At 58.7% G+C, this 20,268-nt stretch carries 29 protein-coding genes, 2 other RNA genes and 7 pseudogenes; 31 read left to right on the top strand and 7 right to left on the bottom strand.

Annotated elements, in window-relative coordinates; genetic code table 11:
- Positions 1-8 precede the first annotated feature (8 nt).
- The 27 genes from rplD (at position 9) to J5I97_RS15410 (ending at position 14,263) form a co-directional block, all read left to right on the top strand.
- A complete protein-coding gene (gene rplD, locus J5I97_RS15540) occupies positions 9-614 on the top strand; it encodes a 50S ribosomal protein L4 (protein ID WP_208587475.1) in 606 nt (201 codons plus the stop codon).
- Positions 611-910, top strand: a complete 300-nt coding sequence (rplW, locus tag J5I97_RS15535; protein WP_002811694.1) for a 50S ribosomal protein L23 — start codon at positions 611-613, stop codon at positions 908-910. Before rplD ends, rplW begins: the two co-directional genes overlap by 4 nt.
- 10 nt (positions 911-920) lie before the next feature.
- The gene (rplB, locus tag J5I97_RS15530; protein ID WP_002811690.1) at positions 921-1,748 is read left to right on the top strand and encodes a 50S ribosomal protein L2; all 828 of its coding nucleotides are present in this window, start codon (positions 921-923) and stop codon (positions 1,746-1,748) included.
- A gap of 6 nt (positions 1,749-1,754) precedes the next feature.
- Positions 1,755-2,024 carry a 30S ribosomal protein S19 gene (gene rpsS / locus J5I97_RS15525; RefSeq protein WP_208587473.1) on the top strand — a complete coding sequence of 90 codons (270 nt, stop codon included), beginning with the start codon at positions 1,755-1,757 and terminating at the stop codon, positions 2,022-2,024.
- Positions 2,025-2,037: 13 nt separating this feature from the next.
- Positions 2,038-2,373, top strand: coding sequence for a 50S ribosomal protein L22 (gene rplV / locus J5I97_RS15520; RefSeq protein WP_002811686.1), 336 nt, complete (start codon positions 2,038-2,040; stop codon positions 2,371-2,373).
- A gap of 17 nt (positions 2,374-2,390) precedes the next feature.
- The gene (gene rpsC / locus J5I97_RS15515; protein WP_208587472.1) at positions 2,391-3,125 is read left to right on the top strand and encodes a 30S ribosomal protein S3; all 735 of its coding nucleotides are present in this window, start codon (positions 2,391-2,393) and stop codon (positions 3,123-3,125) included.
- 5 nt (positions 3,126-3,130) lie between these two features.
- The gene (rplP, locus tag J5I97_RS15510; protein ID WP_208587471.1) at positions 3,131-3,544 is read left to right on the top strand and encodes a 50S ribosomal protein L16; all 414 of its coding nucleotides are present in this window, start codon (positions 3,131-3,133) and stop codon (positions 3,542-3,544) included.
- On the top strand, positions 3,544-3,729 hold the full coding sequence (gene rpmC / locus J5I97_RS15505) for a 50S ribosomal protein L29 (protein WP_208587470.1): 186 nt from the start codon (positions 3,544-3,546) through the stop codon (positions 3,727-3,729). The genes rplP and rpmC overlap by 1 nt, the downstream gene beginning before the upstream one ends.
- A gap of 11 nt (positions 3,730-3,740) precedes the next feature.
- Complete coding sequence (gene rpsQ / locus J5I97_RS15500; protein WP_208587469.1) at positions 3,741-4,010, top strand: 30S ribosomal protein S17; 270 nt, start codon at positions 3,741-3,743, stop codon at positions 4,008-4,010.
- Positions 4,011-4,024: 14 nt separating this feature from the next.
- Positions 4,025-4,393 (top strand): 50S ribosomal protein L14, encoded by a 369-nt coding sequence (gene rplN, locus J5I97_RS15495; protein ID WP_002811674.1) that lies wholly within the window; start codon positions 4,025-4,027, stop codon positions 4,391-4,393.
- A 15-nt stretch (positions 4,394-4,408) separates the two neighbouring features.
- On the top strand, positions 4,409-4,726 hold the full coding sequence (rplX, locus tag J5I97_RS15490; RefSeq protein ID WP_208587468.1) for a 50S ribosomal protein L24: 318 nt from the start codon (positions 4,409-4,411) through the stop codon (positions 4,724-4,726).
- A gap of 11 nt (positions 4,727-4,737) precedes the next feature.
- Positions 4,738-5,280 carry a 50S ribosomal protein L5 gene (rplE, locus tag J5I97_RS15485; RefSeq protein ID WP_208587467.1) on the top strand — a complete coding sequence of 181 codons (543 nt, stop codon included), beginning with the start codon at positions 4,738-4,740 and terminating at the stop codon, positions 5,278-5,280.
- A gap of 18 nt (positions 5,281-5,298) precedes the next feature.
- Complete coding sequence (gene rpsN, locus J5I97_RS15480) at positions 5,299-5,604, top strand: 30S ribosomal protein S14 (protein WP_208587465.1); 306 nt, start codon at positions 5,299-5,301, stop codon at positions 5,602-5,604.
- A 205-nt stretch (positions 5,605-5,809) separates the two neighbouring features.
- The gene (gene rpsH, locus J5I97_RS15475) at positions 5,810-6,208 is read left to right on the top strand and encodes a 30S ribosomal protein S8 (protein ID WP_208587464.1); all 399 of its coding nucleotides are present in this window, start codon (positions 5,810-5,812) and stop codon (positions 6,206-6,208) included.
- A gap of 15 nt (positions 6,209-6,223) precedes the next feature.
- Positions 6,224-6,751: a 50S ribosomal protein L6 gene (gene rplF / locus J5I97_RS15470; RefSeq protein WP_208587462.1), complete on the top strand. Its 528-nt coding sequence runs from the start codon at positions 6,224-6,226 to the stop codon at positions 6,749-6,751.
- 91 nt (positions 6,752-6,842) lie between these two features.
- Positions 6,843-7,202 carry a 50S ribosomal protein L18 gene (gene rplR / locus J5I97_RS15465; RefSeq protein ID WP_088061804.1) on the top strand — a complete coding sequence of 120 codons (360 nt, stop codon included), beginning with the start codon at positions 6,843-6,845 and terminating at the stop codon, positions 7,200-7,202.
- Positions 7,203-7,362: 160 nt separating this feature from the next.
- Positions 7,363-7,905, top strand: coding sequence for a 30S ribosomal protein S5 (rpsE, locus tag J5I97_RS15460; RefSeq protein ID WP_002811656.1), 543 nt, complete (start codon positions 7,363-7,365; stop codon positions 7,903-7,905).
- Positions 7,898-8,089, top strand: coding sequence for a 50S ribosomal protein L30 (gene rpmD, locus J5I97_RS15455; protein WP_208587460.1), 192 nt, complete (start codon positions 7,898-7,900; stop codon positions 8,087-8,089). Before rpsE ends, rpmD begins: the two co-directional genes overlap by 8 nt.
- Before the next feature lie 4 nt (positions 8,090-8,093).
- Positions 8,094-8,537: a 50S ribosomal protein L15 gene (gene rplO / locus J5I97_RS15450; protein WP_208587459.1), complete on the top strand. Its 444-nt coding sequence runs from the start codon at positions 8,094-8,096 to the stop codon at positions 8,535-8,537.
- A gap of 7 nt (positions 8,538-8,544) precedes the next feature.
- The gene (gene secY, locus J5I97_RS15445; protein ID WP_208587458.1) at positions 8,545-9,912 is read left to right on the top strand and encodes a preprotein translocase subunit SecY; all 1,368 of its coding nucleotides are present in this window, start codon (positions 8,545-8,547) and stop codon (positions 9,910-9,912) included.
- A 330-nt stretch (positions 9,913-10,242) separates the two neighbouring features.
- A complete protein-coding gene (gene rpsM / locus J5I97_RS15440) occupies positions 10,243-10,599 on the top strand; it encodes a 30S ribosomal protein S13 (protein ID WP_002811647.1) in 357 nt (118 codons plus the stop codon).
- Between the two features lie 10 nt (positions 10,600-10,609).
- Positions 10,610-11,002: a 30S ribosomal protein S11 gene (gene rpsK, locus J5I97_RS15435; RefSeq protein ID WP_002811645.1), complete on the top strand. Its 393-nt coding sequence runs from the start codon at positions 10,610-10,612 to the stop codon at positions 11,000-11,002.
- A gap of 15 nt (positions 11,003-11,017) precedes the next feature.
- Positions 11,018-11,644, top strand: coding sequence for a 30S ribosomal protein S4 (gene rpsD / locus J5I97_RS15430; protein WP_208587457.1), 627 nt, complete (start codon positions 11,018-11,020; stop codon positions 11,642-11,644).
- A gap of 53 nt (positions 11,645-11,697) precedes the next feature.
- On the top strand, positions 11,698-12,696 hold the full coding sequence (locus tag J5I97_RS15425; protein WP_208587453.1) for a DNA-directed RNA polymerase subunit alpha: 999 nt from the start codon (positions 11,698-11,700) through the stop codon (positions 12,694-12,696).
- A 185-nt stretch (positions 12,697-12,881) separates the two neighbouring features.
- On the top strand, positions 12,882-13,265 hold the full coding sequence (gene rplQ, locus J5I97_RS15420; RefSeq protein WP_208587451.1) for a 50S ribosomal protein L17: 384 nt from the start codon (positions 12,882-12,884) through the stop codon (positions 13,263-13,265).
- Positions 13,266-13,570: 305 nt separating this feature from the next.
- A non-coding RNA gene (locus J5I97_RS15415) (sX9 sRNA) lies at positions 13,571-13,646 on the top strand.
- A 98-nt stretch (positions 13,647-13,744) separates the two neighbouring features.
- Positions 13,745-14,263, top strand: coding sequence for a disulfide bond formation protein B (locus J5I97_RS15410; RefSeq protein WP_208587450.1), 519 nt, complete (start codon positions 13,745-13,747; stop codon positions 14,261-14,263).
- A 112-nt stretch (positions 14,264-14,375) separates the two neighbouring features.
- Here the strand turns inward: J5I97_RS15410 and J5I97_RS15405 are convergent.
- A pseudogene (locus J5I97_RS15405) lies at positions 14,376-14,663 on the bottom strand (TonB-dependent receptor domain-containing protein); the annotation flags it as partial.
- A gap of 102 nt (positions 14,664-14,765) precedes the next feature.
- Here J5I97_RS15405 and J5I97_RS20665 point away from each other — a divergent pair.
- From J5I97_RS20665 to J5I97_RS15395, 3 genes and pseudogenes are all read left to right on the top strand, one after another.
- Positions 14,766-14,951, top strand: a pseudogene (locus J5I97_RS20665) (hypothetical protein); the annotation flags it as partial.
- A 212-nt stretch (positions 14,952-15,163) separates the two neighbouring features.
- Positions 15,164-15,238, top strand: a non-coding RNA gene (locus tag J5I97_RS15400) — sX9 sRNA.
- 4 nt (positions 15,239-15,242) lie between these two features.
- Positions 15,243-15,877 (top strand): annotated as a pseudogene (locus J5I97_RS15395) (carboxylesterase family protein); the annotation flags it as partial.
- A gap of 41 nt (positions 15,878-15,918) precedes the next feature.
- On the opposite strand, the pseudogene J5I97_RS20420 reads toward J5I97_RS15395, so the two are convergent.
- The 6 genes and pseudogenes from J5I97_RS20420 to J5I97_RS15370 form a co-directional block, all read right to left on the bottom strand.
- A pseudogene (locus J5I97_RS20420) lies at positions 15,919-17,049 on the bottom strand (neprosin family prolyl endopeptidase).
- Positions 17,050-17,437: 388 nt separating this feature from the next.
- Positions 17,438-17,586 (bottom strand): annotated as a pseudogene (locus J5I97_RS15385) (IS30 family transposase); the annotation flags it as partial.
- A 14-nt stretch (positions 17,587-17,600) separates the two neighbouring features.
- Positions 17,601-17,943, bottom strand: a pseudogene (locus J5I97_RS20120) (hypothetical protein); the annotation flags it as partial.
- Positions 17,944-18,072: 129 nt separating this feature from the next.
- On the bottom strand, positions 18,073-18,504 hold the full coding sequence (gene mscL, locus J5I97_RS15380) for a large-conductance mechanosensitive channel protein MscL (RefSeq protein WP_208587448.1): 432 nt from the start codon (positions 18,502-18,504) through the stop codon (positions 18,073-18,075).
- A 60-nt stretch (positions 18,505-18,564) separates the two neighbouring features.
- Positions 18,565-19,279, bottom strand: a pseudogene (locus J5I97_RS15375) (fumarylacetoacetate hydrolase family protein).
- Positions 19,280-19,374: 95 nt separating this feature from the next.
- Positions 19,375-19,650: a hypothetical protein gene (locus J5I97_RS15370; protein WP_208587447.1), complete on the bottom strand. Its 276-nt coding sequence runs from the start codon at positions 19,648-19,650 to the stop codon at positions 19,375-19,377.
- A gap of 260 nt (positions 19,651-19,910) precedes the next feature.
- Here J5I97_RS15370 and J5I97_RS15365 point away from each other — a divergent pair, with 260 nt between their 5' ends.
- Positions 19,911-20,252 (top strand): Rieske (2Fe-2S) protein, encoded by a 342-nt coding sequence (locus tag J5I97_RS15365; RefSeq protein ID WP_208587446.1) that lies wholly within the window; start codon positions 19,911-19,913, stop codon positions 20,250-20,252.
- Positions 20,253-20,268: the final 16 nt, after the last annotated feature.

The raw sequence follows: 20,268 nt of genomic DNA, 5'->3' as shown, positions 1-20,268 counted from the left end.
AGATGACGATGGAACTCGTTATCACGGGTAGTAACAATAAGGTCTCGGTCTCCGATGCCGTGTTCGGTCGCGAATTCAGCGAAAATCTTGTTCACCAAGTCGTCGTCGCTTATCGCAACGCCGGTCGCGCTGGTACCAAGGCTCAGAAGACGCGTTCTGAAGTTGCGGGCACGACCAAGAAGTCGAAGAAGCAAAAGGGCGGCGGTGCGCGTCATGGCGCGCTGACGGCTCCGATTTTCGTCGGCGGCGGTGTTACCTTCGCGGCCAAGCCGCGCAGCTTCGAGCAAAAAGTCAACCGCAAGATGTACCGTGCTGCCATATGCGCGATCTTCTCTGAGCTCAACCGCCAGGGTCGCCTGATGATTGTTGATTCGTTCGACGTTGAAACAACCAAGACCCAGGGGCTGATCGACAAGCTAAAGGGACTGGATGTGGGCAAGCGCCCGCTGATCGTCACCGAAGAGGCCTCAGAGCACCTGTATCTGTCCGCTCGCAATCTGCCGTATGTGCAGGTGCGTGATGTGCAGGGGCTGGATCCGGTCGCTTTGGTCGGGGCCGACACGGTCGTGATCACCGCCGATGCGGTCAAGAAGGTCGAGGAGTGGCTGGCATGAGCAGCAACGAAAAAATCTTCAGCGTACTGCGTGCTCCGCGAGTCTCAGAAAAGACCGCGCGCTTGCAGGAAATATCCAACCAGTATGTCTTCGAAGTTTCGAACGAAGCCACCAAGGCCGACGTAAAAGCCGCAGTTGAGCAGTTGTTCGACGTCAAGGTCAAAGCAGTCAATGTGGTCAACGTCAAGGGCAAGAGCAAGTCCTTCCGTAACCGTGCTGGCAGCCGCGGCAATTGGCGCAAGGCGTACGTCCGCCTGGTTGATGGTCAGTCCATCGACGTAACGGCCAAGGCCTGAGGTCCATCCCATGCCATTGATGAAGTTCAAACCCACCTCTCCCGGCCGTCGTTCCGCCGTGCGCGTGGTTACTCCCGATCTGCACAAGGGCGCACCGCACGCGGCGCTGCTCGATTCGCAGAGCAAGTCCGGTGGTCGTAACCACCATGGCCGCATTACCGTGCGTCACGTCGGTGGTGGCCACAAGCAACACTTCCGCATCATTGACGTCAAGCGCGACAAGGAAGGCATTCCGGCACGTGTAGAGCGGATCGAATACGATCCGAACCGTACCGCTCACATCGCTCTGCTGTGTTACGTCGATGGCGAGCGTCGCTACATCATTGCCCCCAAAGGACTGAAGGCAGGCGACCAGGTCATTGCCGGTGCCAACGCACCGATCAAGACCGGTAACACGCTGCCGCTGCGCAATATTCCGGTCGGTACGACGGTCCACTGTATCGAGCTGAAGCCGGGTAAGGGCGCCCAGATCGCACGTGCTGCAGGTGCAGCCGTCCAGCTGGTCGCTCGCGAAGGCATCTATGCCACCCTGCGTCTGCGCTCGGGCGAGATGCGTAAGGTGCCGGTCGAATGCCGCGCCACCATCGGCGAAGTCGGCAACGACGAGCACAACCTCGAGAAGCTGGGCAAGGCTGGCGCCAAGCGTTGGCGCGGTGTTCGTCCGACCGTTCGCGGTGCAGCCATGAACCCGGTCGATCACCCGCACGGTGGCGGTGAGGCCAAGGCTGGCCAGGGGAATCCACATCCGGTTACCCCGTGGGGTGTTCCGACCAAGGGTTACAAGACGCGCAAAAACAAGCGCACCCAGCAATTCATTGTCCGCGACCGTAGAGGCTAATCGACCATGCCACGTTCACTCAAAAAGGGCCCGTTCGTCGATCACCATCTTGCAAAAAAGGTGGAGTCCGCTGCGGGTGGCAAGAAGCCGATCAAGACCTGGTCGCGCCGTTCGATGATTATGCCGCACATGGTAGGCCTCACCATCGCCGTGCATAACGGCAAGAACCACATTCCGGTGCTCGTCAACGAGAATATGGTCGGTCACAAGTTCGGCGAATTTGCCATCAGCCGGATCTTCAAAGGTCACGCTGGCGACAAGAAGTCGAGCAGGTAAGGGAGAGATCACGATGGAAGCGAAAGCAATCCTGCGCACCGCGCGCATCTCCCCTCAGAAGGCCCGCCTGGTCGCTGATCAGGTGCGTGGACTGTCCGCCGAACGTGCGGTCAATCTGCTGAAGTTCTCGGATAAGAAGGCTGCACACCTGATCAAAAAGGTTGTGGAGTCGGCTATTGCCAATGCCGAGAACAATCAGGGCGCGGATGTCGACGAGCTGAAGGTCAAGACCATCATGGTAGATGAAGGTCCGTCCCTGAAGCGTTTCATGGCGCGGGCGAAAGGCCGCGGTACCCGCATCCTCAAGCGCACCAGTCACATCACTGTGATTGTTGGCGCCGCCAAGTAAGCGGAAAGGAAAAGACCATGGGTCATAAAGTTCATCCGACTGGAATCCGTCTTGGCATCGCCAAGGACTGGAATTCCAAGTGGTACGCAAGTAAGGCAGACTTCGCTGGTTATTTGGCAGCCGACCTGAAAGTGCGTGAAATGCTGCGCAAGAAGCTCGCGCAGGCAGGTGTCAGCAAGATCTTGATCGAGCGACCTGCCAAAACCGCCCGCGTGACGATTCACACTGCCCGGCCGGGAGTGGTGATCGGAAAGCGTGGTGAGGACATCGAAAAATTGCGCAAGGAAGTGAGCGAATTGATGGGCGTTCCTGCACACATCAACGTCGCCGAAGTGCGCAAGCCGGAGCTAGATGCGCAGCTGGTCGCTGAGTCGATCGCGCAGCAGCTTGAGCGTCGCATCATGTTCCGCCGCGCGATGAAGCGCTCGGTCGGTAATGCGATGCGCCTGAGTGCACTGGGTATCAAGGTCAATGTCGCTGGTCGCCTCAATGGTGCAGAAATCGCCCGTTCGGAGTGGTACCGCGAAGGCCGTGTGCCGCTGCACACGCTACGTGCCGACATCGATTACGGTTTTGCCGAGGCGTCCACGACGTACGGCATCATCGGCATCAAGGTCTGGATCTATAAGGGTGAGGTCTTCGACTTCTCCCAGGTTGGCCAGGAGAAGCAGGACGATAGCCCTCGCAACGATCGTAATGATCGCGGCGACCGTGGTGACCGTCCTTCGCGCCCGGCTCGTGAAGCGAGGTAACGGCAATGTTGCAACCCAAGCGAACCAAATATCGCAAAATGCACAAGGGTCGTAACGACGGCTTGGCATGGAGCGGAAACGCCGTAAGTTTCGGCGAGTACGGCCTCAAGGCAACAGCACATGGTCAGCTGACCGCGCGTCAGATTGAAGCAGCACGCCGCACGATCAGCCGCCACGTCAAAAAGGGCGGCAAGATGTATATCCGTGTCTTCCCCGACAAGCCGATCACCAAGAAGCCGATCGAAGTCCGCATGGGCTCCGGTAAGGGCAATGTGGAGTACTGGGTCGCGCAGATTCAGCCGGGCCGCATGATCTATGAAATCGAGGGTATTCCCGAAGATATCGCACGTGAGGCGTTCCGCCTTGCCGCTTCGAAATTGTCGGTGACCACCACTTTCGTGACCAGGACGGTGCGCTGATGGATATCAAACAACTCCGCGAGAAGTCGTCTGACGAATTGAAGGTCCACCTGACTGATTTGCGTAAGGAGCAATTCTCGCTCCGTATGCAGAAGGTCACAGGCCAGCTGCCGAAGACCCACGAAACCCGCCGGGTGCGCCGCGAGATTGCTCGCGTCAAGCACCTGCTCGGCAGCAACAAGTAAGGACGGCCGCGATGAGCGACAACAACGAAAAGCAAACGGTGCGCACGGTCGAAGGCCGTGTTGTCAGCAACAAAATGAACAAGACTGTCACAGTGTTGGTGGAGCGCCAAGTCAAGCATCCTCTGTACGGCAAGTACATCAAACGCTCGACCAAGCTGCACGCACATGACTCCGACAACGCCTGTAATGAAGGTGATGTCGTGCGTGTGACCGAGATTGCTCCAATGTCCAAGACCAAGAACTGGCGGGTGGTCGAAATCGTTGCCCGTTCGGCCGAATAAGGGAGATCTGAATCATGATCCAGATGCAGAGCTACCTCGATGTCGCCGACAATTCGGGTGCCAAGGAAGTAATGTGCATCAAGGTGCTGGGCGGTTCCAAGCGCCGCTACGCACGTATTGGTGACATCATCAAGGTGACAGTGAAGGACGCCATTCCGCGTGGCAAGGTCAAGAAAGGCGAAGTCTACGACGCCGTCGTGGTGCGTACCCGCAAGGGTGTGCGCCGTCCCGACGGTTCGCTGATCCGCTTCGATGGCAACGCCGCTGTGCTGTTGAACAATAAGCAGGAGCCGATCGGGACCCGCATTTTCGGGCCGGTGACACGCGAGCTGCGTTCCGAGAAGTTCATGAAGATCGTCTCGCTCGCTCCCGAAGTGCTGTGAGCGGAGAACATACACATGGCTAACCGTATCAAGAAAGGCGACCAGGTCGTCATTAATACCGGCAAGGACAAGGGTAAGCAGGGTGAAGTCGTGCGTGTGGATAGCGATCGCGTAATCGTTTCCAACGCCAACGTTATCAAGCGCCATACCAAGCCGAACCCGCAGGCAGGTGTCGCTGGCGGCGTGGTCGAGCGTGAAGCGTCGATCCATATCTCCAACGTCAATATCGTCAACCCGGCAACGGGCAAGGGCGAGCGCGTTGGCTTCAAGGTGCTGGAGGATGGACGCAAATTGCGTGTGTTCCGCTCCAGCGGTGAGGCGCTCGACGCCTGAGGAATGAGATCATGAACACTCGTCTCGAAAAGTTTTACAAGGAAAACGTGGTGCCTTCCCTAATGAAGGAATTCGGCTACACCAATCCGATGGAAGTGCCGAAGCTGGTCAAGGTCACGCTCAACATGGGCGTGGGCGAAGCGGCTACCAACAAGAAGATTCTGGAAAATGCGGTCGCCGACATGTCCAAGATCTCCGGTCAAAAGCCGGTGGTCACCAAGTCGCGCGTTTCGGTCGCATCCTTCAAGATTCGTGACGGCTGGCCGATCGGCTGCAAGACTACGTTGCGTCGCGCCAAGATGTACGAGTTTCTGGATCGCCTGATCAACATATCGTTGCCGCGCGTGCGCGACTTCCGTGGTGTTCCCTCTCGCTCCTTTGACGGTCGTGGCAACTTCAACATGGGTGTGAAGGAACAGATCATCTTTCCGGAGATCGACTTCGACGCTGTCGACGCGATTCGCGGTATGGATATCGCCATCACCACCACCGCCAAGACGGATGCGGAAGCGAAGGCGCTTCTGGCAGCGTTCAAGTTCCCGTTCCGTAACTGACTTTCGAGGAAACCCGAAATGGCAAAGACTTCCATGATCCATCGCGACATCAAGCGTGCAAAGCTGGCGAAGAAATTCGCTGGCAAGCGTGGTGTGCTGAAGAAGGTCCTCTCCAGTCAGGATGCGTCCTACGAAGAGAAAATGGATGCTTCGAATAAGTTGCAGAAGCTGCCCCGCGATTCGTCGCCGAGCCGCCACCGCAACCGTTGCGAGTTGTCCGGTCGTCCGCGCGGTGTCTACCGCAAGTTCGGTTTGGGCCGTAATATGCTGCGTAAAGCCACAATGAACGGCGACGTTCCGGGCCTTCGTAAGGCAAGCTGGTAACAGTATTCCGGTCGGTCGCGGCCGGTTTGAACAGGTTTGTTCTGTTCAAATAAAGAGTCCGACGTAAGTCGGGCTCTTTTGTCTTATACTTCCGCTTCTGTCTTGACCCGTATGGGTTGGTACAACGTTAAGGGTCCTGGCCCGTCCCCAGGAAGACATCAAGATTTTCGCGAAAGCGGATATCGGTGCACTCAAAGGTACTCACATGAGCATGACTGATCCCATCGCCGACTTGCTGGTTCGCATCAAGAATGCGGCCGCGGTTGGTAAGCCGACGGTGAAATTGCCGTCATCCAAGATCAAGGTTGCGATCGCCAAAGTCCTGCGGGATGAGGGTTACATCACCGACCTGCGCGTTACAGCTACCGAGAACAACAAGTCGGAGCTAGAAATCGTGTTGAAGTATTTCGAAGGCCGTCCGGTCATCGAGACCCTGAAGCGTTTCTCGCGCTCGGGTCTGCGTCAGTACCGCGGCAAGACCGAGCTGCCCAAGGTCCTGGGTGGCCTGGGTATCGCCATCATCTCCACGTCGAAGGGCATCATGACCGATGCGCAGGCTCGCGAAGCCGGCGTTGGTGGTGAAGTTCTGTGCTTCGTGGCATAAGGGAAGGAATCGAACATGTCCCGTGTAGCCAAGAAGCCTGTGTCCCTCCCAAAGGGTGTTGAGCTCAATGTCCAGCCCGAACTGGTCAGCGTCAAGGGACCAAGGGGTACCCTGACCCTGCATAAGCCGGTTGGCGTGGAAATCGCCATCGATGGCGACGTTGCCACCCTGTCTGCCAATGATCCGTCGCAGATCGCCATTACCGGCACCGTTCGGGCCATCCTGGCAAATATGGTCAAGGGTGTCTTTGAAGGCTTCGAGCGTAAGCTTGAGTTGGTTGGCGTCGGTTATCGTGCCGCCATGCAGGGTAAGGATTTAAGTCTGGCGCTCGGTTTCTCGCATCCGCTGGTGTTCGTGGCGCCCGAGGGAATCACGCTGTCGACTCCGACCCAGACCGAAATTCTGGTCCAGGGCGTCGACAAGCAGCGCGTTGGCGAAGTCGCCGCCAAGATTCGCGGTTTCCGTCCGCCGGAGCCCTATAAGGGCAAGGGTGTGAAGTACGCCGGTGAGGTCATCATTCGCAAGGAAGCCAAGAAGGCCTAAGGCAGTTTTTTATGCTGGAGCCCTGCTATCTGTGGCCGGACTCTTCAATGCAATAATGACTGTTTTTCTTCAGCTTCGTAGGACACATATCATGAGCATCAACAAGAACATCGCCCGTCTGCGCCGTGCTAAGTCCACCCGCTCGCACATCCGCGAGTTGGGTGTTGCCCGTCTGTCGGTGCTGCGATCCGGTCAGCATCTTTATGCGCAGGTCTTTACTGCCGACGGTTCCAAGGTGATCGCTGCGGCAAATACCCTGCAGGCTGACGTCAAGGACGGCCTGAAAAACGGAAAGAACAGTGATGCGGCCGTCAAGGTCGGCAAGCTGATCGCCGAGCGCGCCAAGGCTGCAGGAATCGAAAAGGTTGCATTCGACCGCTCTGGTTACCGCTACCACGGCCGCATCAAAGCGCTGGCCGACGCAGCTCGCGAAGGCGGCCTGCAGTTCTAACGCACTGCTGCGAATGTGGTCATCGGCCACATTCGCTTTACCGCCGGCAGGGAGATGCCGGACTGTCCCGTTCTTTTGCAGCGGTGCCGGGAACAAGGTTTTAATCCACAACCATAAGCGGCTCGTAGCCGTACATACTCAATCAATCTAAGGAATCGAGATGGCAGAAGAACGTGCACCGCGGGGTCGTGATCGCGACCGTAACCGTGAAGAGAAAGTCGACGATGGCATGATCGAAAAGCTGGTCGCGGTCAATCGCGTCAGCAAGACGGTCAAGGGTGGTCGCCAGTTCGGCTTCACCTCGCTGACCGTGGTCGGCGATGGTATGGGTAAGGTTGGTTTTGGTTATGGCAAGGCGCGCGAAGTACCGATCGCCATCCAGAAGTCGATGGAGCAGGCGCGCAAGAACCTGGTCAGTGTCGATCTGAATAACGGCACTTTGTGGCATGCCGTCAAGTCTGGCCATGGCGCAGCACGCGTGTACATGCAGCCGGCTTCGGAAGGTACGGGTGTCATCGCAGGGGGTGCAATGCGTGCAGTGCTCGAAGCGGTTGGCGTCAAGAACGTGCTGGCCAAGGCTGTCGGTTCGCGTAACCCGATCAATCTGGTCCGTGCGACCTTGAAAGGTTTGTCGGAAATGCAGTCGCCAGCCCGCATCGCGGCCAAGCGCGGCAAGAAAGTGGAGGAGCTCAACCATGGGTAAGGACACCATCAAGATCGTGAAGGTGCGCCTCGTGCGTGGCCTGCGTGGAACCCAGTCGCGTCACCGCCTGTCGGTGCGCGCGTTGGGCCTGAATAAGCTCAATGATGTACGTGAACTGAAGGACAGTCCGCAGGTGCGGGGCCTGATCAATACGGTTCACTACCTCGTCAAGGTTGAGGAGTAATCCAATGACTCTGCGTCTCAATGACCTAAAGCCCACCGATGGCGCCCGTACCGAGCGCACTCGCGTCGGTCGTGGTATCGGTTCCGGCCTCGGCAAGACTGCTGGTCGCGGTCACAAGGGTTCGTTCGCTCGTAAGGGCGGCGGCAAGATCAAGGCCGGATTCGAAGGCGGCCAGACCCCGATGCAGCGCCGTCTTCCCAAGATCGGTTTCCGCTCCAAGATGGCGCGTGATACTGCAGAAGTTTTGTCCTACCAGCTGGATAAGCTGCAAGCAGGTGATGTCGACTTCGCGGCGCTGCGTGCGGCCAATCTGGTCCCAAGCCGCGCCAAGAAGGCGAAGATTGTGCTGAAGGGCGAGCTGAGCAAGAGGTTCGTGCTGAAAGGTGTCGCTGCAACCGCAGGCGCCAAGGCAGCAATCGAAGCTGCCGGCGGCAGTGTAGAGGAGTAATCGGCAGATGGCGCAGGCTGGCATTGGTAACCTCGGTGGCGGGCTCGGCAAGTTCACAGAACTTCGCCAGCGGCTACTGTTCGTTGTCGGGGCATTGATCGTTTATCGCATCGGCTGCTATGTGCCTGTGCCCGGCGTAAATCCCGATGCCATGCTTTCGTTGATGCAGGCGCAGGGCGGTGGCATTGTGGACATGTTCAACATGTTCTCGGGTGGCGCCCTGCATCGTTTCAGCATTTTTGCTTTGAACGTGATGCCCTATATCTCGGCATCGATCGTGATTCAGTTGGCCACGCATATTTTTCCCGCCCTCAAGGCAATGCAGAAAGAAGGCGAATCAGGCCGCCGCAAGATCACTCAATATTCGCGCATCGGTGCGGTGCTTCTGGCAGTAGTGCAGGGCGGCAGTATTGCGATGGCGCTGCAGCATCAGACCGCGCCGGGTGGCGCTCCGGTGGTCTATGCGCCGGGTATGGGCTTTGTGCTTACTGCAGTCATTGCATTGACCGCCGGCACCATCTTTCTGATGTGGGTTGGCGAGCAAGTCACCGAGCGTGGAATCGGTAACGGTGTGTCGCTGATCATCTTCGCCGGCATTGTGGCAGGTCTTCCGTCGGCAGCGATCCAGACCGTCGAAGCATTCCGCGAAGGCAATCTGAGCTTCATTTCGCTGTTGTTGATCGTCGTCACCATCCTGGCGTTTACGCTGTTTGTGGTGTTTGTCGAACGTGGTCAGCGGCGCATCACAGTCAACTACGCGCGTCGCCAGGGCGGTCGCAATGCGTACATGAACCAGACCTCCTTCCTACCGCTGAAGCTCAATATGGCGGGCGTGATTCCGCCCATCTTCGCGTCCAGCATACTGGCGTTTCCGGCGACGTTATCGATGTGGTCGGGTCAGGCAGCATCGGGCAGTGGCGTCGGTTTGTGGTTGCAGCGAATTGCCAATGCGCTTGGACCAGGCGAACCAGTGCACATGCTTGTGTTTGCGGCGCTGATCATTGGTTTTGCGTTCTTCTATACCGCGCTTGTTTTCAACTCGCAGGAAACTGCCGACAACCTCAAGAAGTCCGGTGCGTTGATTCCGGGCATCCGTCCCGGTAAGGCGACTGCGGATTACGTGGATGGTGTCTTAACGCGTCTGACCGCAGCCGGTTCGTTGTACTTGGTAATTGTCTGCTTGCTGCCGGAAATCATGCGCACTCAGCTCGGCACTTCGTTCCATTTCGGCGGCACTTCGCTGTTGATCGCCGTGGTGGTGGTGATGGACTTCATTGCGCAGATCCAGGCGCATCTGATGTCGCATCGGTATGAGAGCCTACTGAAGAAGGCCAACCTGAAGGGCGGCTCACGTAGCGGTCTCGCTCGCGGTTAAGTGGTATGCTAGATCTTCACTACGTGGAGATGGCTTGGTTTCCGGGCCACAATCTTCCGATCAGAAGGGCGGCTCGCGCGACGTCTCGCGCGCGGGTGTGACGGGGTGGTCTTGTGCGTGAGTAGCACAGGCGATTCGGAGAAGTTTTCTGGATCAACACCGTCCGGCGCCGGAGCGAGGGCACACTCCCCACGCCGGGTCCATGGAACTTGGTTCCACGGGCTTCAACGCAATCCGAGGCCTTGCTATAATTCCGAGTTAACTTTTGATCCATCCTGCCGGATGGCGCCTGGGCGCTGTCGGGCCATCACTCAGTTGGAGAATCGCGTCATGGCGCGTATTGCAGGCGTCAACCTGCCAGCCCAGAAGCACGTCTGGGTCGGGTTGCAAAGCATCTACGGCATCGGCCGTACCCGTTCGAAGAAGCTCTGCGAATCCGCAGGCGTTATCTCGAGCACGAAGATTCGTGATCTGTCCGAACCCGAAATCGAGCGTCTGCGTGCCGAAGTCGGCAAGTATGTGGTTGAGGGCGACTTGCGCCGTGAAGTCGGTATCGCGATCAAGCGACTGATGGACCTGGGTTGCTATCGCGGTCTGCGTCATCGCCGTGGTCTCCCGCTGCGTGGTCAGCGCACCCGTACCAACGCCCGCACCCGTAAGGGCCCGCGCAAGGCGATCAGGAAGTAAGGCATAGATCATGGCCAAACCAGCAGAAAAGAAAACGAAGAAGAAGATCAAGCGCGTCATCACTGACGGCGTCGCTCACGTCCACGCTTCGTTCAACAACACTATCATCACCATCACCGATCGCCAGGGCAATGCGCTGTCGTGGGCTACGTCCGGCGGCGCCGGTTTCCGTGGTTCGCGTAAGTCGACCCCGTTCGCTGCCCAGGTCGCCGCCGAAAAGGCTGGCCGCGCTGCGCTCGACTACGGCGTGAAGTCGCTGGAAGTACGTATCAAGGGTCCGGGTCCGGGCCGTGAGTCGGCCGTGCGTTCGTTGAACAACGTGGGCTACAAGATCACCAACATCATCGACGTGACGCCAATCCCGCACAACGGGTGCCGTCCGCCGAAGAAGCGTCGCGTCTAAAGGGAGCGATAAGAAATGGCTCGTTATATCGGTCCTACCTGCAAGCTCGCGCGCCGTGAAGGCGCTGACCTTTCCCTCAAGAGCCCGGCGCGCGCGCTGGACTCCAAATGCAAGCTTGAACAGAAGCCCGGCCAACACGGCGCGGCTCGCAAAGGCAAGCTCTCCGACTACGCTACCCAACTGCGTGAAAAGCAGAAGGTCAAGCGTATCTACGGTTTGCTGGAACGTCAGTTCCGCAACTACTACAAGAAGGCCTCGACCAAGAAGGGCAACACCGGCGAGAACCTGCTTCAGTTGTTGGAAACCCGTCTGGACAACGTCTGCTACCGCATGGGCTTTGCCGTCACCCGTCCGGCAGCGCGCCAGTTGGTGTCCCACCGTGGCGTGCTAGTCAATGGCAAGTCGGTGAATCTGGCCTCGTACCAGATTAAGGCTGGCGATGCGATCGCGCTGTCGGAAAAGGCACAGAAGCAGCTCCGCGTGCAGGAAGCCCTGACCGTGGCTGAGCAGCACGACATGACGCCGTCGTGGGTTGAAGTCGATTCGAAGAAGTTCAGCGGCGTGTTCAAGGCTGTTCCGGATCGCGCCGACCTGCCTTCGGATATCAACGAAGCGCTGATCGTCGAGTTGTATTCGAAGTAATTCACATTGGATAGCCTCCGGCACTGCCGGAGGTTCGCAGGAGACCCCGCAACATGACGGTTACCGCCAACCAAGTTCTGCGCCCACGTGGTCCGCAGATCGAACGTCTTACCGACAACCGCGCAAAGGTCGTGATCGAGCCGTTGGAGCGCGGTTACGGGCACACGCTGGGCAATGCCCTGCGTCGTGTGCTGTTGTCGTCTATCCCGGGTTTTGCGATCACCGAGGTCGAGATCGACGGCGTGCTGCACGAATACACCACGGTCGAAGGGCTGCAGGAAGACGTGCTTGACGTCCTGCTCAACCTGAAAGACGTGGCCATTCGTATGCACAGTGGCGACAGCGCGACGCTGTCGTTGTCCAGGCAGGGTCCGGGTACGGTCACTGCGGCTGACATCAGGACTGATCACAACGTTGAGATCATCAACGGCGACCACGTGATCTGCCATCTGACCAAAGATACGGCGTTGAACATGCGCCTTAAGATCGAGCGCGGTTTCGGCTACCAGCCGGCTGCTGCACGTCGTCGTCCAGACGAAGAGACCCGCACCATCGGTCGCCTGATGCTGGACGCGTCGTTCTCGCCAGTGCGTCGCGTCGCCTACGCTGTGGAAGCTGCACGCGTCGAGCAGCGTACCGACCTCGACAAGCTGGTGATCGATATCGAGACCAACGGCACGATAGATGCAGAGGAAGCAGTGCGTACTGCCGCCGACATCCTCAGCGACCAGCTGTCGGTGTTCGGTGACTTCACCCATCGCGATCGCGGTGCGGCCAAGCCGGCTGCCAGCGGCGTGGATCCGGTGCTGCTGCGCCCGATCGACGACCTCGAGCTGACTGTGCGTTCGGCCAACTGCCTCAAGGCCGAGAGCATCTACTACATCGGCGATCTAATTCAGAAGACCGAAGTGGAACTGCTCAAGACCCCGAATCTTGGCAAGAAGTCGCTGACCGAAATCAAGGAGGTGCTTGCACAGCGCGGCCTTGCATTGGGCATGAAGCTGGAGAACTGGCCGCCGGCCGGTGTCGCCCAGCACGGCATGCTTGGTTAATTAATGCATCAAGGCATGGGTGTCTTCGGGTGCCCATGCTGTTTTTTCCACATCGACGGGCCAAAGCCCGCGGTGACATCCGGTCAAAGGACGGCCGGCTCGGACCAACCGCAGTCCATTCAATAGCGCCAGGATGGCGACAACGTCTCTACAGTAGTCTCAATATTCTTTAGGAAATCACACTCATGCGTCACCTGAAATCCGGTCGTAAGTTCAACCGCACCAGCGCGCACCGCGAAGCGATGTTCCGCAATATGGCCGCTTCGCTGTTCAAGCACGAGCTGATCAAGACCACCTTGCCCAAAGCCAAGGAATTGCGTCGCGTCGCCGAGCCGCTGATCACCATCGGCAAGGTCGATGGCGTTTCCAATCGTCGTTTGGCGTTTGCTCGCCTGCGCGACAAGGAAGCAGTGGGCAAGCTGTTCGTCGAACTGGGCCCGCGTTATGCGACCCGTCCCGGCGGCTACCTGCGCATCCTGAAAGCAGGCTTCCGTGCTGGTGACAATGCTCCGATGGCATACGTCGAGTTGGTCGACCGTCCGGTCTTCGCCGAGGAAGTGGCTGAGTAATCGGTTCGCTCTTCGTACAGATTCTCGAAAAAGCCCGGCTCGCGCCGGGTTTTTTTTATTGGCAGTGTCGAATGTGGGTGGATGGTCGAGGCGTGTATATCGAAGCAGTCGTTCAACCAATGCGACGTGGCAGTAGGGCGAGTGGGTATATGATTTCTGTTGTGTCGTGCTGTTGTTGCTGGATGCTGCAGCAAACAAGAGACGCGGTAAAGGTCGCTGCGTCAGACGTGCCAAGGGTGCTTAGAGCGGCTAACAAAACGACTGCGCTCACCGTCAGGCGGGCGCGGCCGGTGCTCGGAATTGGGATCTACCAGGCGTACACTCCGGTTCCTTCGCGACGTCCGCACCAACCTGACGACTGCTCGCTACGTTTTGTTAGCCGCTCTTAGCGGCATGCGACCCGGCAGCCCCGAGCGTCCGTGGTCATGGCAGCGCAGATGGCTGATAATTGGTCGCTTGGTCCTAGGCAAACGGTAACGATGAATCTATTTCGTTGGGGTTTTCGCGCGCGGTTTTTGTCGGGCTTTCTTGCATGCGCAGGACTGCTGGCCTACGCGATCTATGTGCAATTACATCTTGGACTTGAGCCGTGCCCGTTGTGCATTTTCCAGCGGATCGCGTTTGCGGCGCTGGCAGTCTTTTTCTTGTTGGGCGCATTGTATGGACCGCGGGCCGCAAGCACGCGAAAGGTCTACAGCGTGCTGAGCTCCATTGTTGCTGGCGTGGGCATGTGCATCGCTGCACGGCATGTTTGGGTGCAGATCCGGCCTAAGGACATGATGTCTTCGTGCGGGCCGCCGCTGAACTTTTTGGGCGAGACGATGGGGCCGTTCGAAGTGTTCCGCACTGTGCTGACCGGCACCGGTGACTGCGGCAATATCGACTGGCGCTTTTTGGGCCTGAGCATGCCGATGTGGAGTATGGTGTGGTTTGTGGCGCTAGCGCTGTGGGCGCTGTACGCAGGGTTCAAGGCACGGCCTAGTTCGGTGCATCACTGAGTTGGTGAAAGGCTTCCGTCGCGTAGACGGAAGCGGTAAGAAACTGCTCAATGAATCCAGCAGTAGGAGGGACCGGATGACCAAGTCCATCCTGCTGTTCCTCCGGCCTCCATCAGAAGTCCTGCTGCAGGCTGAGGTAGGCGCCACGGTCTGATGCCCATTGCGGCGCGAACGCGTCGATGCCACCGCCATCGCGCAGCTTGGTAGGCTGCAATCGAGCACGTTGAGGACTGCCAGTTGCGCATGCAGCGGGTGCGTGCCGAGCCCGGAGTAGTCCCCGGCGCTCAGGTGCAACTGGAAGTACGAGGGCAACTCGCCGCCGTTGGGCACTGGTGCGCAAACCACTGCCGTACAAATAGCTGGTCCCGAACCTTCTGTTGTCGCCGATGGCGTAATTGATTTTCTCTGAAAAACCCTCAACACCCAATCACCACAACGCTTTACAGGCCGCACAGGCGTGGTTTTCGTTACGCTGAGGTCTGGTTTCTGGGAGTTTCCGCCCATGCGTACACGCCGTCCTGCTGCTGAGCGTATCTGCGCCGAAGAGTTGTATCGTTCGCGGTTGGAGAACCAGATCGATCTGCGTCGTCCACTGGCGCAGTTGAGCTGAGGAATGCCGTAGACCGGGTTGGAACAGGCGCTTTTGCCGCGCTTGCTGGCCATTGCGGCTGCTGGCGGGGCCGGCGCGCACTATCGGTACGCTTGAACGCACAGTTCAGGGACGAGTCGTGCGCGACATCGAACGCAAACTCGATCAGGTAGACATCGACATGCGTGAGCGCATCGTTGTGTGGTTGCAACGCCCACAACAGGTGCATGCGCAACGTCCCAAAGAATAAGAGTGGCTAACAAAACGACTGCGCAGCCATTAAGCGGGCGCGGCCGGTGCTCGGAATTTGCATTTACCACTCGTACACTGCGGTTGCTCTGCCCGTCCGCATCCACCTGACGACTGCTCGCTACGTTTTGTTAGCCGCTCTTAGAATTTATCCAACTGCGCGATGGCGACAATGAAGCCGCTGGGAATTACACCTTGCTCGATCAAATCGCTGCACTGCAATGGTGGCAAGATAACATCGGACAGTTTGGTGACGATCCTGCGCGAGTCACTATTGCCGGGCAATCGGCCGGTGCTCAGGACTTGGATTTGTTGATGCTCAGCCCGCTCGAACGCGGCCTGTTTTCCGCAGCGATCGAGCAGAGCGCCACCCCCACCGACTTCGGGCTGCCGGCACGCAGCCTGTAAGACAAGCGCGTTGAGTGTCAGCATCGCCAAGCGTGCAGACATCGATGATCCCGCAACGCGCCGGATGCAACTATGTGCGCTGCCGGTTGAGCAATTGCTCAAGTTGGATAACGCCGCGTCGGGCGGCCAGGTGACGCATAGCGCCGAGCTGCCATTCCTGTTCAAGGATTTCGATCGGCCAGCTTCCGGTGAGCCTGCAGCGTTATTGGGCTGCGTTCGTACAGCGTGGCAACCCGAATGCCAAGGGCCTGCCGTCATGGCCGGTGTTTGCGCCCATACACGCGGCGGCATTGCGGTTCATTGCTAGTGGAGTGCAACACCTCAAGGATGCACGTCCTGCCGTGTGTGCAGGCGTGAATTTGCCATAGTGGATCGCGCGTACTCAAACAGTGCGCACGATCAAATCAACTCAACGTGCGCAGCCAGGCCCACCGAAGTAGAAGCCACCGTTCTGCATTTCCGGCGACAACGTGGTGCGGGTGATGCCGGCGCTCAATGCATACGGATAGGCGTAGCCCACAATCGCCAGCGTGTAGCACGACGGGTGCAACACATTCAGCGAAGACAGGCGCTGCACGGGATGGGCTGTCATTGCCGCATCGCGGTAGAAGTGGTTGGCCTGGAACGCGGCCTGGCGATAGCCTGCTGCTGCGAACTGGCCACTCCCCATGCGCGGACTCGCCGCACCGCTATCGGTCGAGATTTCGCCACCTGCGCTCACATACGCAACACGCCCATTGGCTAGATCGCCCGAATACAACGCCGCCTTGTAATAGCCAATCCACTCGCCATCCAGGCGCAGTCACCAGTTGCCGTCTGTGTTGCGTTGAAACTCCACGCCTAGTATGGTCTGCTTGCAGCCCGCAGTACTGAATCCGGCGGCTGGCTGAGCGCCTAAGACATGTTGTGTGCTGGTCTGCACGAAATCGCTGCAATCTAGATTATTGCAACCGGTCTTGACGTACTCGTCCTTGGTGGAATAAGCAAAGATGATCGGCTTGTTGCCCCAGCCCGCGGCAGGTTGTATCTCCCAGCCTACTTCAAGCGTTTGCATCTGCTTGCTTGCGCTTTCACCAACGATCCATATCTGGCTGATGGTTTGCGTCTCGTCGGCATTGCTTAATGCAGGCGCCCACAGATTGATGTCGGCCCCTGCGCCTGTGACCGATGTGCCGGCGGTATCCAGGAAGACCAAGGAATAGAAATGCGCGTCGGACGCTGCGGCAGGGGCAACTGCCGCTGGCGTAGCAGAGACAGGCCGTGCGTTTGCATGCAGAAAGGCGTTCAAGTCCGCATAGCGAGTGAGATTAGCGATTCCAATACGCTGCAACGGGATCGTTCCCGCAGCGCAGCGCTGTGGAACTGAGCCCGATCCGCTTGGTGTCTTGAATGACACGATGCTTGGCGGCTGCGCGATATGGTTGTCGTTGCGTAGACTCGGTTGCTGTGCCTGAGGAATGCAGTCGAACACCTGCGTGCCCTGGTGCAAGCTGCTGACTACGGTCAGCCCGTTGTAGCGATTGAACAGATAGCGTTGCATTTCGGCGAACGCGGTCTGGTGGGCGACCTTGGCCGTTGCGTCACGGGTGGCGTAACTGACTTGCGCCTGCGCATCCAGAAACTGCTTGAAATCGCGCGTAACCTGCGGGAATGCCCGCGCAGCCGAGGTGGTGCTGCGTTGTAAGGTATCGGCTTGGGCGGTCGCCACGCGCGCAGTTGCCGGCGTCTGCAGCAACCGCGGCATCAGCGTATCGATGTTGCGATCGCGGATTGCCGAAATCGAGGGCGGCAGCAGCGTGGCTGCAACGCTGGCGGGAGCGATTGCGCAAACGAAGAGCGCAGCGATAGGGCGGGCGATCGACATCGCTCGGTTGAAACGGAAGGTCATGCGTGTTTTTTCCTGGCGATGCGGGAAGGGTCTTCATCTAGCGGGTAAACCCTTCCAGTGCATCTGCGGCCGTGCATCCATCATCCGGCACAGCACGACAAAATGCGTGTTGCGCTCCACCAATGGGCCAACGCAGGAACGATTGAACATCCCCTTGATCAGGTCGCTTTCCCAATGGCCTGGAACCAACGGCGGCGGCAGGATCACGCTGTCCACGCCGGCAGCGGACAGACATTCGGCGGCAGCTGGTTTGGCGGATGGCGCCGCATTTTTCTACCAGCACTTGGTTGCCATTGAGAGGCATGCGCGATATCTAGCGGTGCGAGCACCTCGGCAATCTCCTGCATCGCCGCGCACGAGGCTTGCGTCGCCGCAGAGCCGGTGTTGAGCGCATGAATGCGCCCAGCACCGAAGTTGCTCTCTGCGCCGATCTGGTGAAGCGCCAGATCCGTGGCATTCTTGTCGTGCGCATGCGGTATGCGCCTTGCCGGAGTACTCGCCTTGCTGTTCGTTGGCGAAGGCCACCACGGGGATGGCGCGCTTGGGCACCGCACTACCAAGAACTTATCGGCGCGAGGTCCACCGTACGCGTGCGAAACGTCACCCTTCTGCTGAAACGTTACCCTTCTGCGCGAAGTCGTGACGACTTTGGATATGTTCGCTTGCTATATCCGTTTACAGCGCGCCCGGCGGCTTGAGCGTGTCGTTCTTGAGCGAGTCGCGAATCTCACGCAGCAACAGCACTTCTTCGCTCGGGCCTTTCGGTGCATCCGGCTTGCGCTGGGTGATGCGGTTAACCAACTTGACGACCAGGAAGATCGCAAAGGCAATGATCAGGAACTGCACGACGGTGTTGATGAAATCACCATAGCCGATGGCGATCGCCGGGATTTCCTTGCCGGTGGCATCCACGCCGGCCGGTTTGAGCACCCACGCCAGGCGCGAGAAATCCACATTGCCGATGGCCCAACCGATCGGCGGCATGATGATCTTCTCCACCAGCGCGGTGATGATCTTGCCGAACGCTGCACCGATGACCACACCGACCGCCAGGTCGATGACGTTGCCGCGCATCGCGAATTGCTTGAATTCGCTGACCATTCCCATATCGCACTCCAGATGCGGTCGCGGACCGACTGCCGCGGCAAGATCATATCGGGTCCGATGTCAGCCCGCGATGATGCCGTGGCGCTCGGCGACGTTTTCCAGGCGGGCACTGAATTGATCGCCAGGCAGCAACGGACCGACACCGGCCGGTGTGCCCATGAAAATCAGATCGCCTGCGCGTAACGCATAGAGTTTTGAGAGCTCATGCAGGATCTCCGGCACGTTCCAGATCATTTGATCCAGCAACGACTGCTGACGCACTTGGCCATTGACCTCCAGCGACAGGTTCAACGCCTCTCAGTGCACCGACTTCGCCGGCATGTACCAACTCGCTGATCGGCGCGGAACGATCAAAGCCCTTGGCGATATCCCATGGCAGGCCCTTGGCCTTGGCAGCCGCTTGCAAATCGCGGCGAGTCAGGTCCAGACCCACGCCGTAGCCGTAGATCAAGCGCTCGGCCTGATCCACCGGCAACTCGCCTGCGGGCGCATCGCTGCCCAATGCCACCACCAGCTCCACTTCGTGCTGCAGTTCCTTGGTGCCGAGCGGGTAGGGGATGTGGTCGCCGTGACCAACCACGATCGCATCGGCAGGTTTCATGAAAAAGGTCGGCTGCCCGCGCTCGGCTTTCGATACCGGCGCAGTGGCGCCCATCTCGCGCGCGTGGTCGGCAAAGTTGCGGCCAACGCAGTAGATGCGATGCACCGGGAAGCTGCCGCCACCAACCACCGGAATACGCGGAACATCGGCGGCGGGAAACACATCGTGGGTCATGCGTGCATCCTCAAGAAACCGGACGCGTGAGTCTAGCCGTTTGGCTGGCATGCATTTGGCTGTCTATGACGGAACCGCCATGCGCGCAGCGTCGCTCAGTTCGACAACGGCAACGCGGACTTGCGTACCACGTGGTAGTCGGCCTCGACCACGCGCGTCTGTTGCGGCGTGCGGCGGTTAGACTTGCTCAACATCTTCCAGGCGATGCCGCCCAGGATCATCGCCGCGCCAACGAACACGCTGAAGAAAATCAATACCGCAAGGATGGCCAGACCGGCCAAGCCGGCTGCTAGGCGCACCAAGGGGTGACGTGGCTTGCGCGGCGCAAACAGATGGTTGAGGTTGCCGAAATGAGAGATGCGTGCAGACATGGCGGTGAGCTGCCGAGCAGGAAACAGGCTCACAGTATCGTTGCGGTTTCATGTCATTGAGTAAAAACTTCGTTAAGTCAACCTTCATTCCGCTAGTGCGATTACGCATCCTGCGCAGACCATACAGGCCATTTTTTGTTGTGGCCAGTTGCAGGCATGGCGTATTTTCTCCGTCACGCGCTTGCCGTGCCGCAGCCGCCTCGCATTGAGCGCGAAAGACGCATGCCACAATCGAGATCCGTCTTTGATCAGCAGCCTCCATGTCCTCGTCATCGCCCACCACGCTTGCCGAGTTGGCGCAGATTCCCGACGCCGGATTTCTGGAAGTCGACGCAGTGTGGAATGGCTGCGTCGAGTCGCTGTTGCTGTATCGCGAAGGCGCGCAGGTACGTGCCTGGTTGAACATCTGCCCGCATGCTGGCCGCCGCCTGGATTGGGGGCCGGGACAGTTCCTCAAAACCAAGGAAGGCCACTTGGTCTGCGCCGCGCACGGCGCTGCATTCGAGCTTAGCAGTGGCGAATGCATCAGCGGCCCGTGCCGCGGTCAATCGCTGCTGACGGTGCCGGTGCGCATTGAGGGAGAGCACGTATTGCTTGGATAGGTTGCCGATCTGAATG

This window comes from Xanthomonas fragariae (genome assembly GCF_017603965.1).
GTDB lineage: Bacteria > Pseudomonadota > Gammaproteobacteria > Xanthomonadales > Xanthomonadaceae > Xanthomonas > Xanthomonas fragariae_A.
The sequence above is the reverse complement of the archived record's forward strand: the minus strand, read 5'-3'. Positions and strand labels throughout refer to the sequence as shown.

Bases quoted from the DNA above. Each gene is read 5' to 3' on its own strand.
- J5I97_RS15410 (WP_208587450.1), top strand. From the start codon at position 13,745: ATGAATCTATTTCGTTGGGGTTTTCGCGCGCGGTTTTTGTCGGGCTTT.
- rpsE (WP_002811656.1), top strand. From the start codon at position 7,363: ATGGCAGAAGAACGTGCACCGCGGGGTCGTGATCGCGACCGTAACCGT.
- rpsQ (WP_208587469.1), top strand. From the start codon at position 3,741: ATGAGCGACAACAACGAAAAGCAAACGGTGCGCACGGTCGAAGGCCGT.
- rplE (WP_208587467.1), top strand. From the start codon at position 4,738: ATGAACACTCGTCTCGAAAAGTTTTACAAGGAAAACGTGGTGCCTTCC.
- rpsD (WP_208587457.1), top strand. From the start codon at position 11,018: ATGGCTCGTTATATCGGTCCTACCTGCAAGCTCGCGCGCCGTGAAGGC.
- rplD (WP_208587475.1), top strand. From the start codon at position 9: ATGGAACTCGTTATCACGGGTAGTAACAATAAGGTCTCGGTCTCCGAT.
- rplQ (WP_208587451.1), top strand. From the start codon at position 12,882: ATGCGTCACCTGAAATCCGGTCGTAAGTTCAACCGCACCAGCGCGCAC.
- J5I97_RS15365 (WP_208587446.1), top strand. From the start codon at position 19,911: ATGTCCTCGTCATCGCCCACCACGCTTGCCGAGTTGGCGCAGATTCCC.
- J5I97_RS15425 (WP_208587453.1), top strand. From the start codon at position 11,698: ATGACGGTTACCGCCAACCAAGTTCTGCGCCCACGTGGTCCGCAGATC.
- rpsK (WP_002811645.1), top strand. From the start codon at position 10,610: ATGGCCAAACCAGCAGAAAAGAAAACGAAGAAGAAGATCAAGCGCGTC.
- rpsS (WP_208587473.1), top strand. From the start codon at position 1,755: ATGCCACGTTCACTCAAAAAGGGCCCGTTCGTCGATCACCATCTTGCA.
- rplW (WP_002811694.1), top strand. From the start codon at position 611: ATGAGCAGCAACGAAAAAATCTTCAGCGTACTGCGTGCTCCGCGAGTC.
- rplR (WP_088061804.1), top strand. From the start codon at position 6,843: ATGAGCATCAACAAGAACATCGCCCGTCTGCGCCGTGCTAAGTCCACC.
- rplF (WP_208587462.1), top strand. From the start codon at position 6,224: ATGTCCCGTGTAGCCAAGAAGCCTGTGTCCCTCCCAAAGGGTGTTGAG.
- rpsN (WP_208587465.1), top strand. From the start codon at position 5,299: ATGGCAAAGACTTCCATGATCCATCGCGACATCAAGCGTGCAAAGCTG.
- rplN (WP_002811674.1), top strand. From the start codon at position 4,025: ATGATCCAGATGCAGAGCTACCTCGATGTCGCCGACAATTCGGGTGCC.
- rpsC (WP_208587472.1), top strand. From the start codon at position 2,391: ATGGGTCATAAAGTTCATCCGACTGGAATCCGTCTTGGCATCGCCAAG.
- rplX (WP_208587468.1), top strand. From the start codon at position 4,409: ATGGCTAACCGTATCAAGAAAGGCGACCAGGTCGTCATTAATACCGGC.
- mscL (WP_208587448.1), bottom strand. From the start codon at position 18,504: ATGGGAATGGTCAGCGAATTCAAGCAATTCGCGATGCGCGGCAACGTC.
- rplO (WP_208587459.1), top strand. From the start codon at position 8,094: ATGACTCTGCGTCTCAATGACCTAAAGCCCACCGATGGCGCCCGTACC.
- J5I97_RS15370 (WP_208587447.1), bottom strand. From the start codon at position 19,650: ATGTCTGCACGCATCTCTCATTTCGGCAACCTCAACCATCTGTTTGCG.
- secY (WP_208587458.1), top strand. From the start codon at position 8,545: ATGGCGCAGGCTGGCATTGGTAACCTCGGTGGCGGGCTCGGCAAGTTC.
- rpsM (WP_002811647.1), top strand. From the start codon at position 10,243: ATGGCGCGTATTGCAGGCGTCAACCTGCCAGCCCAGAAGCACGTCTGG.
- rplV (WP_002811686.1), top strand. From the start codon at position 2,038: ATGGAAGCGAAAGCAATCCTGCGCACCGCGCGCATCTCCCCTCAGAAG.
- rpsH (WP_208587464.1), top strand. From the start codon at position 5,810: ATGAGCATGACTGATCCCATCGCCGACTTGCTGGTTCGCATCAAGAAT.
- rplB (WP_002811690.1), top strand. From the start codon at position 921: ATGCCATTGATGAAGTTCAAACCCACCTCTCCCGGCCGTCGTTCCGCC.
- rplP (WP_208587471.1), top strand. From the start codon at position 3,131: ATGTTGCAACCCAAGCGAACCAAATATCGCAAAATGCACAAGGGTCGT.
- rpmC (WP_208587470.1), top strand. From the start codon at position 3,544: ATGGATATCAAACAACTCCGCGAGAAGTCGTCTGACGAATTGAAGGTC.
- rpmD (WP_208587460.1), top strand. From the start codon at position 7,898: ATGGGTAAGGACACCATCAAGATCGTGAAGGTGCGCCTCGTGCGTGGC.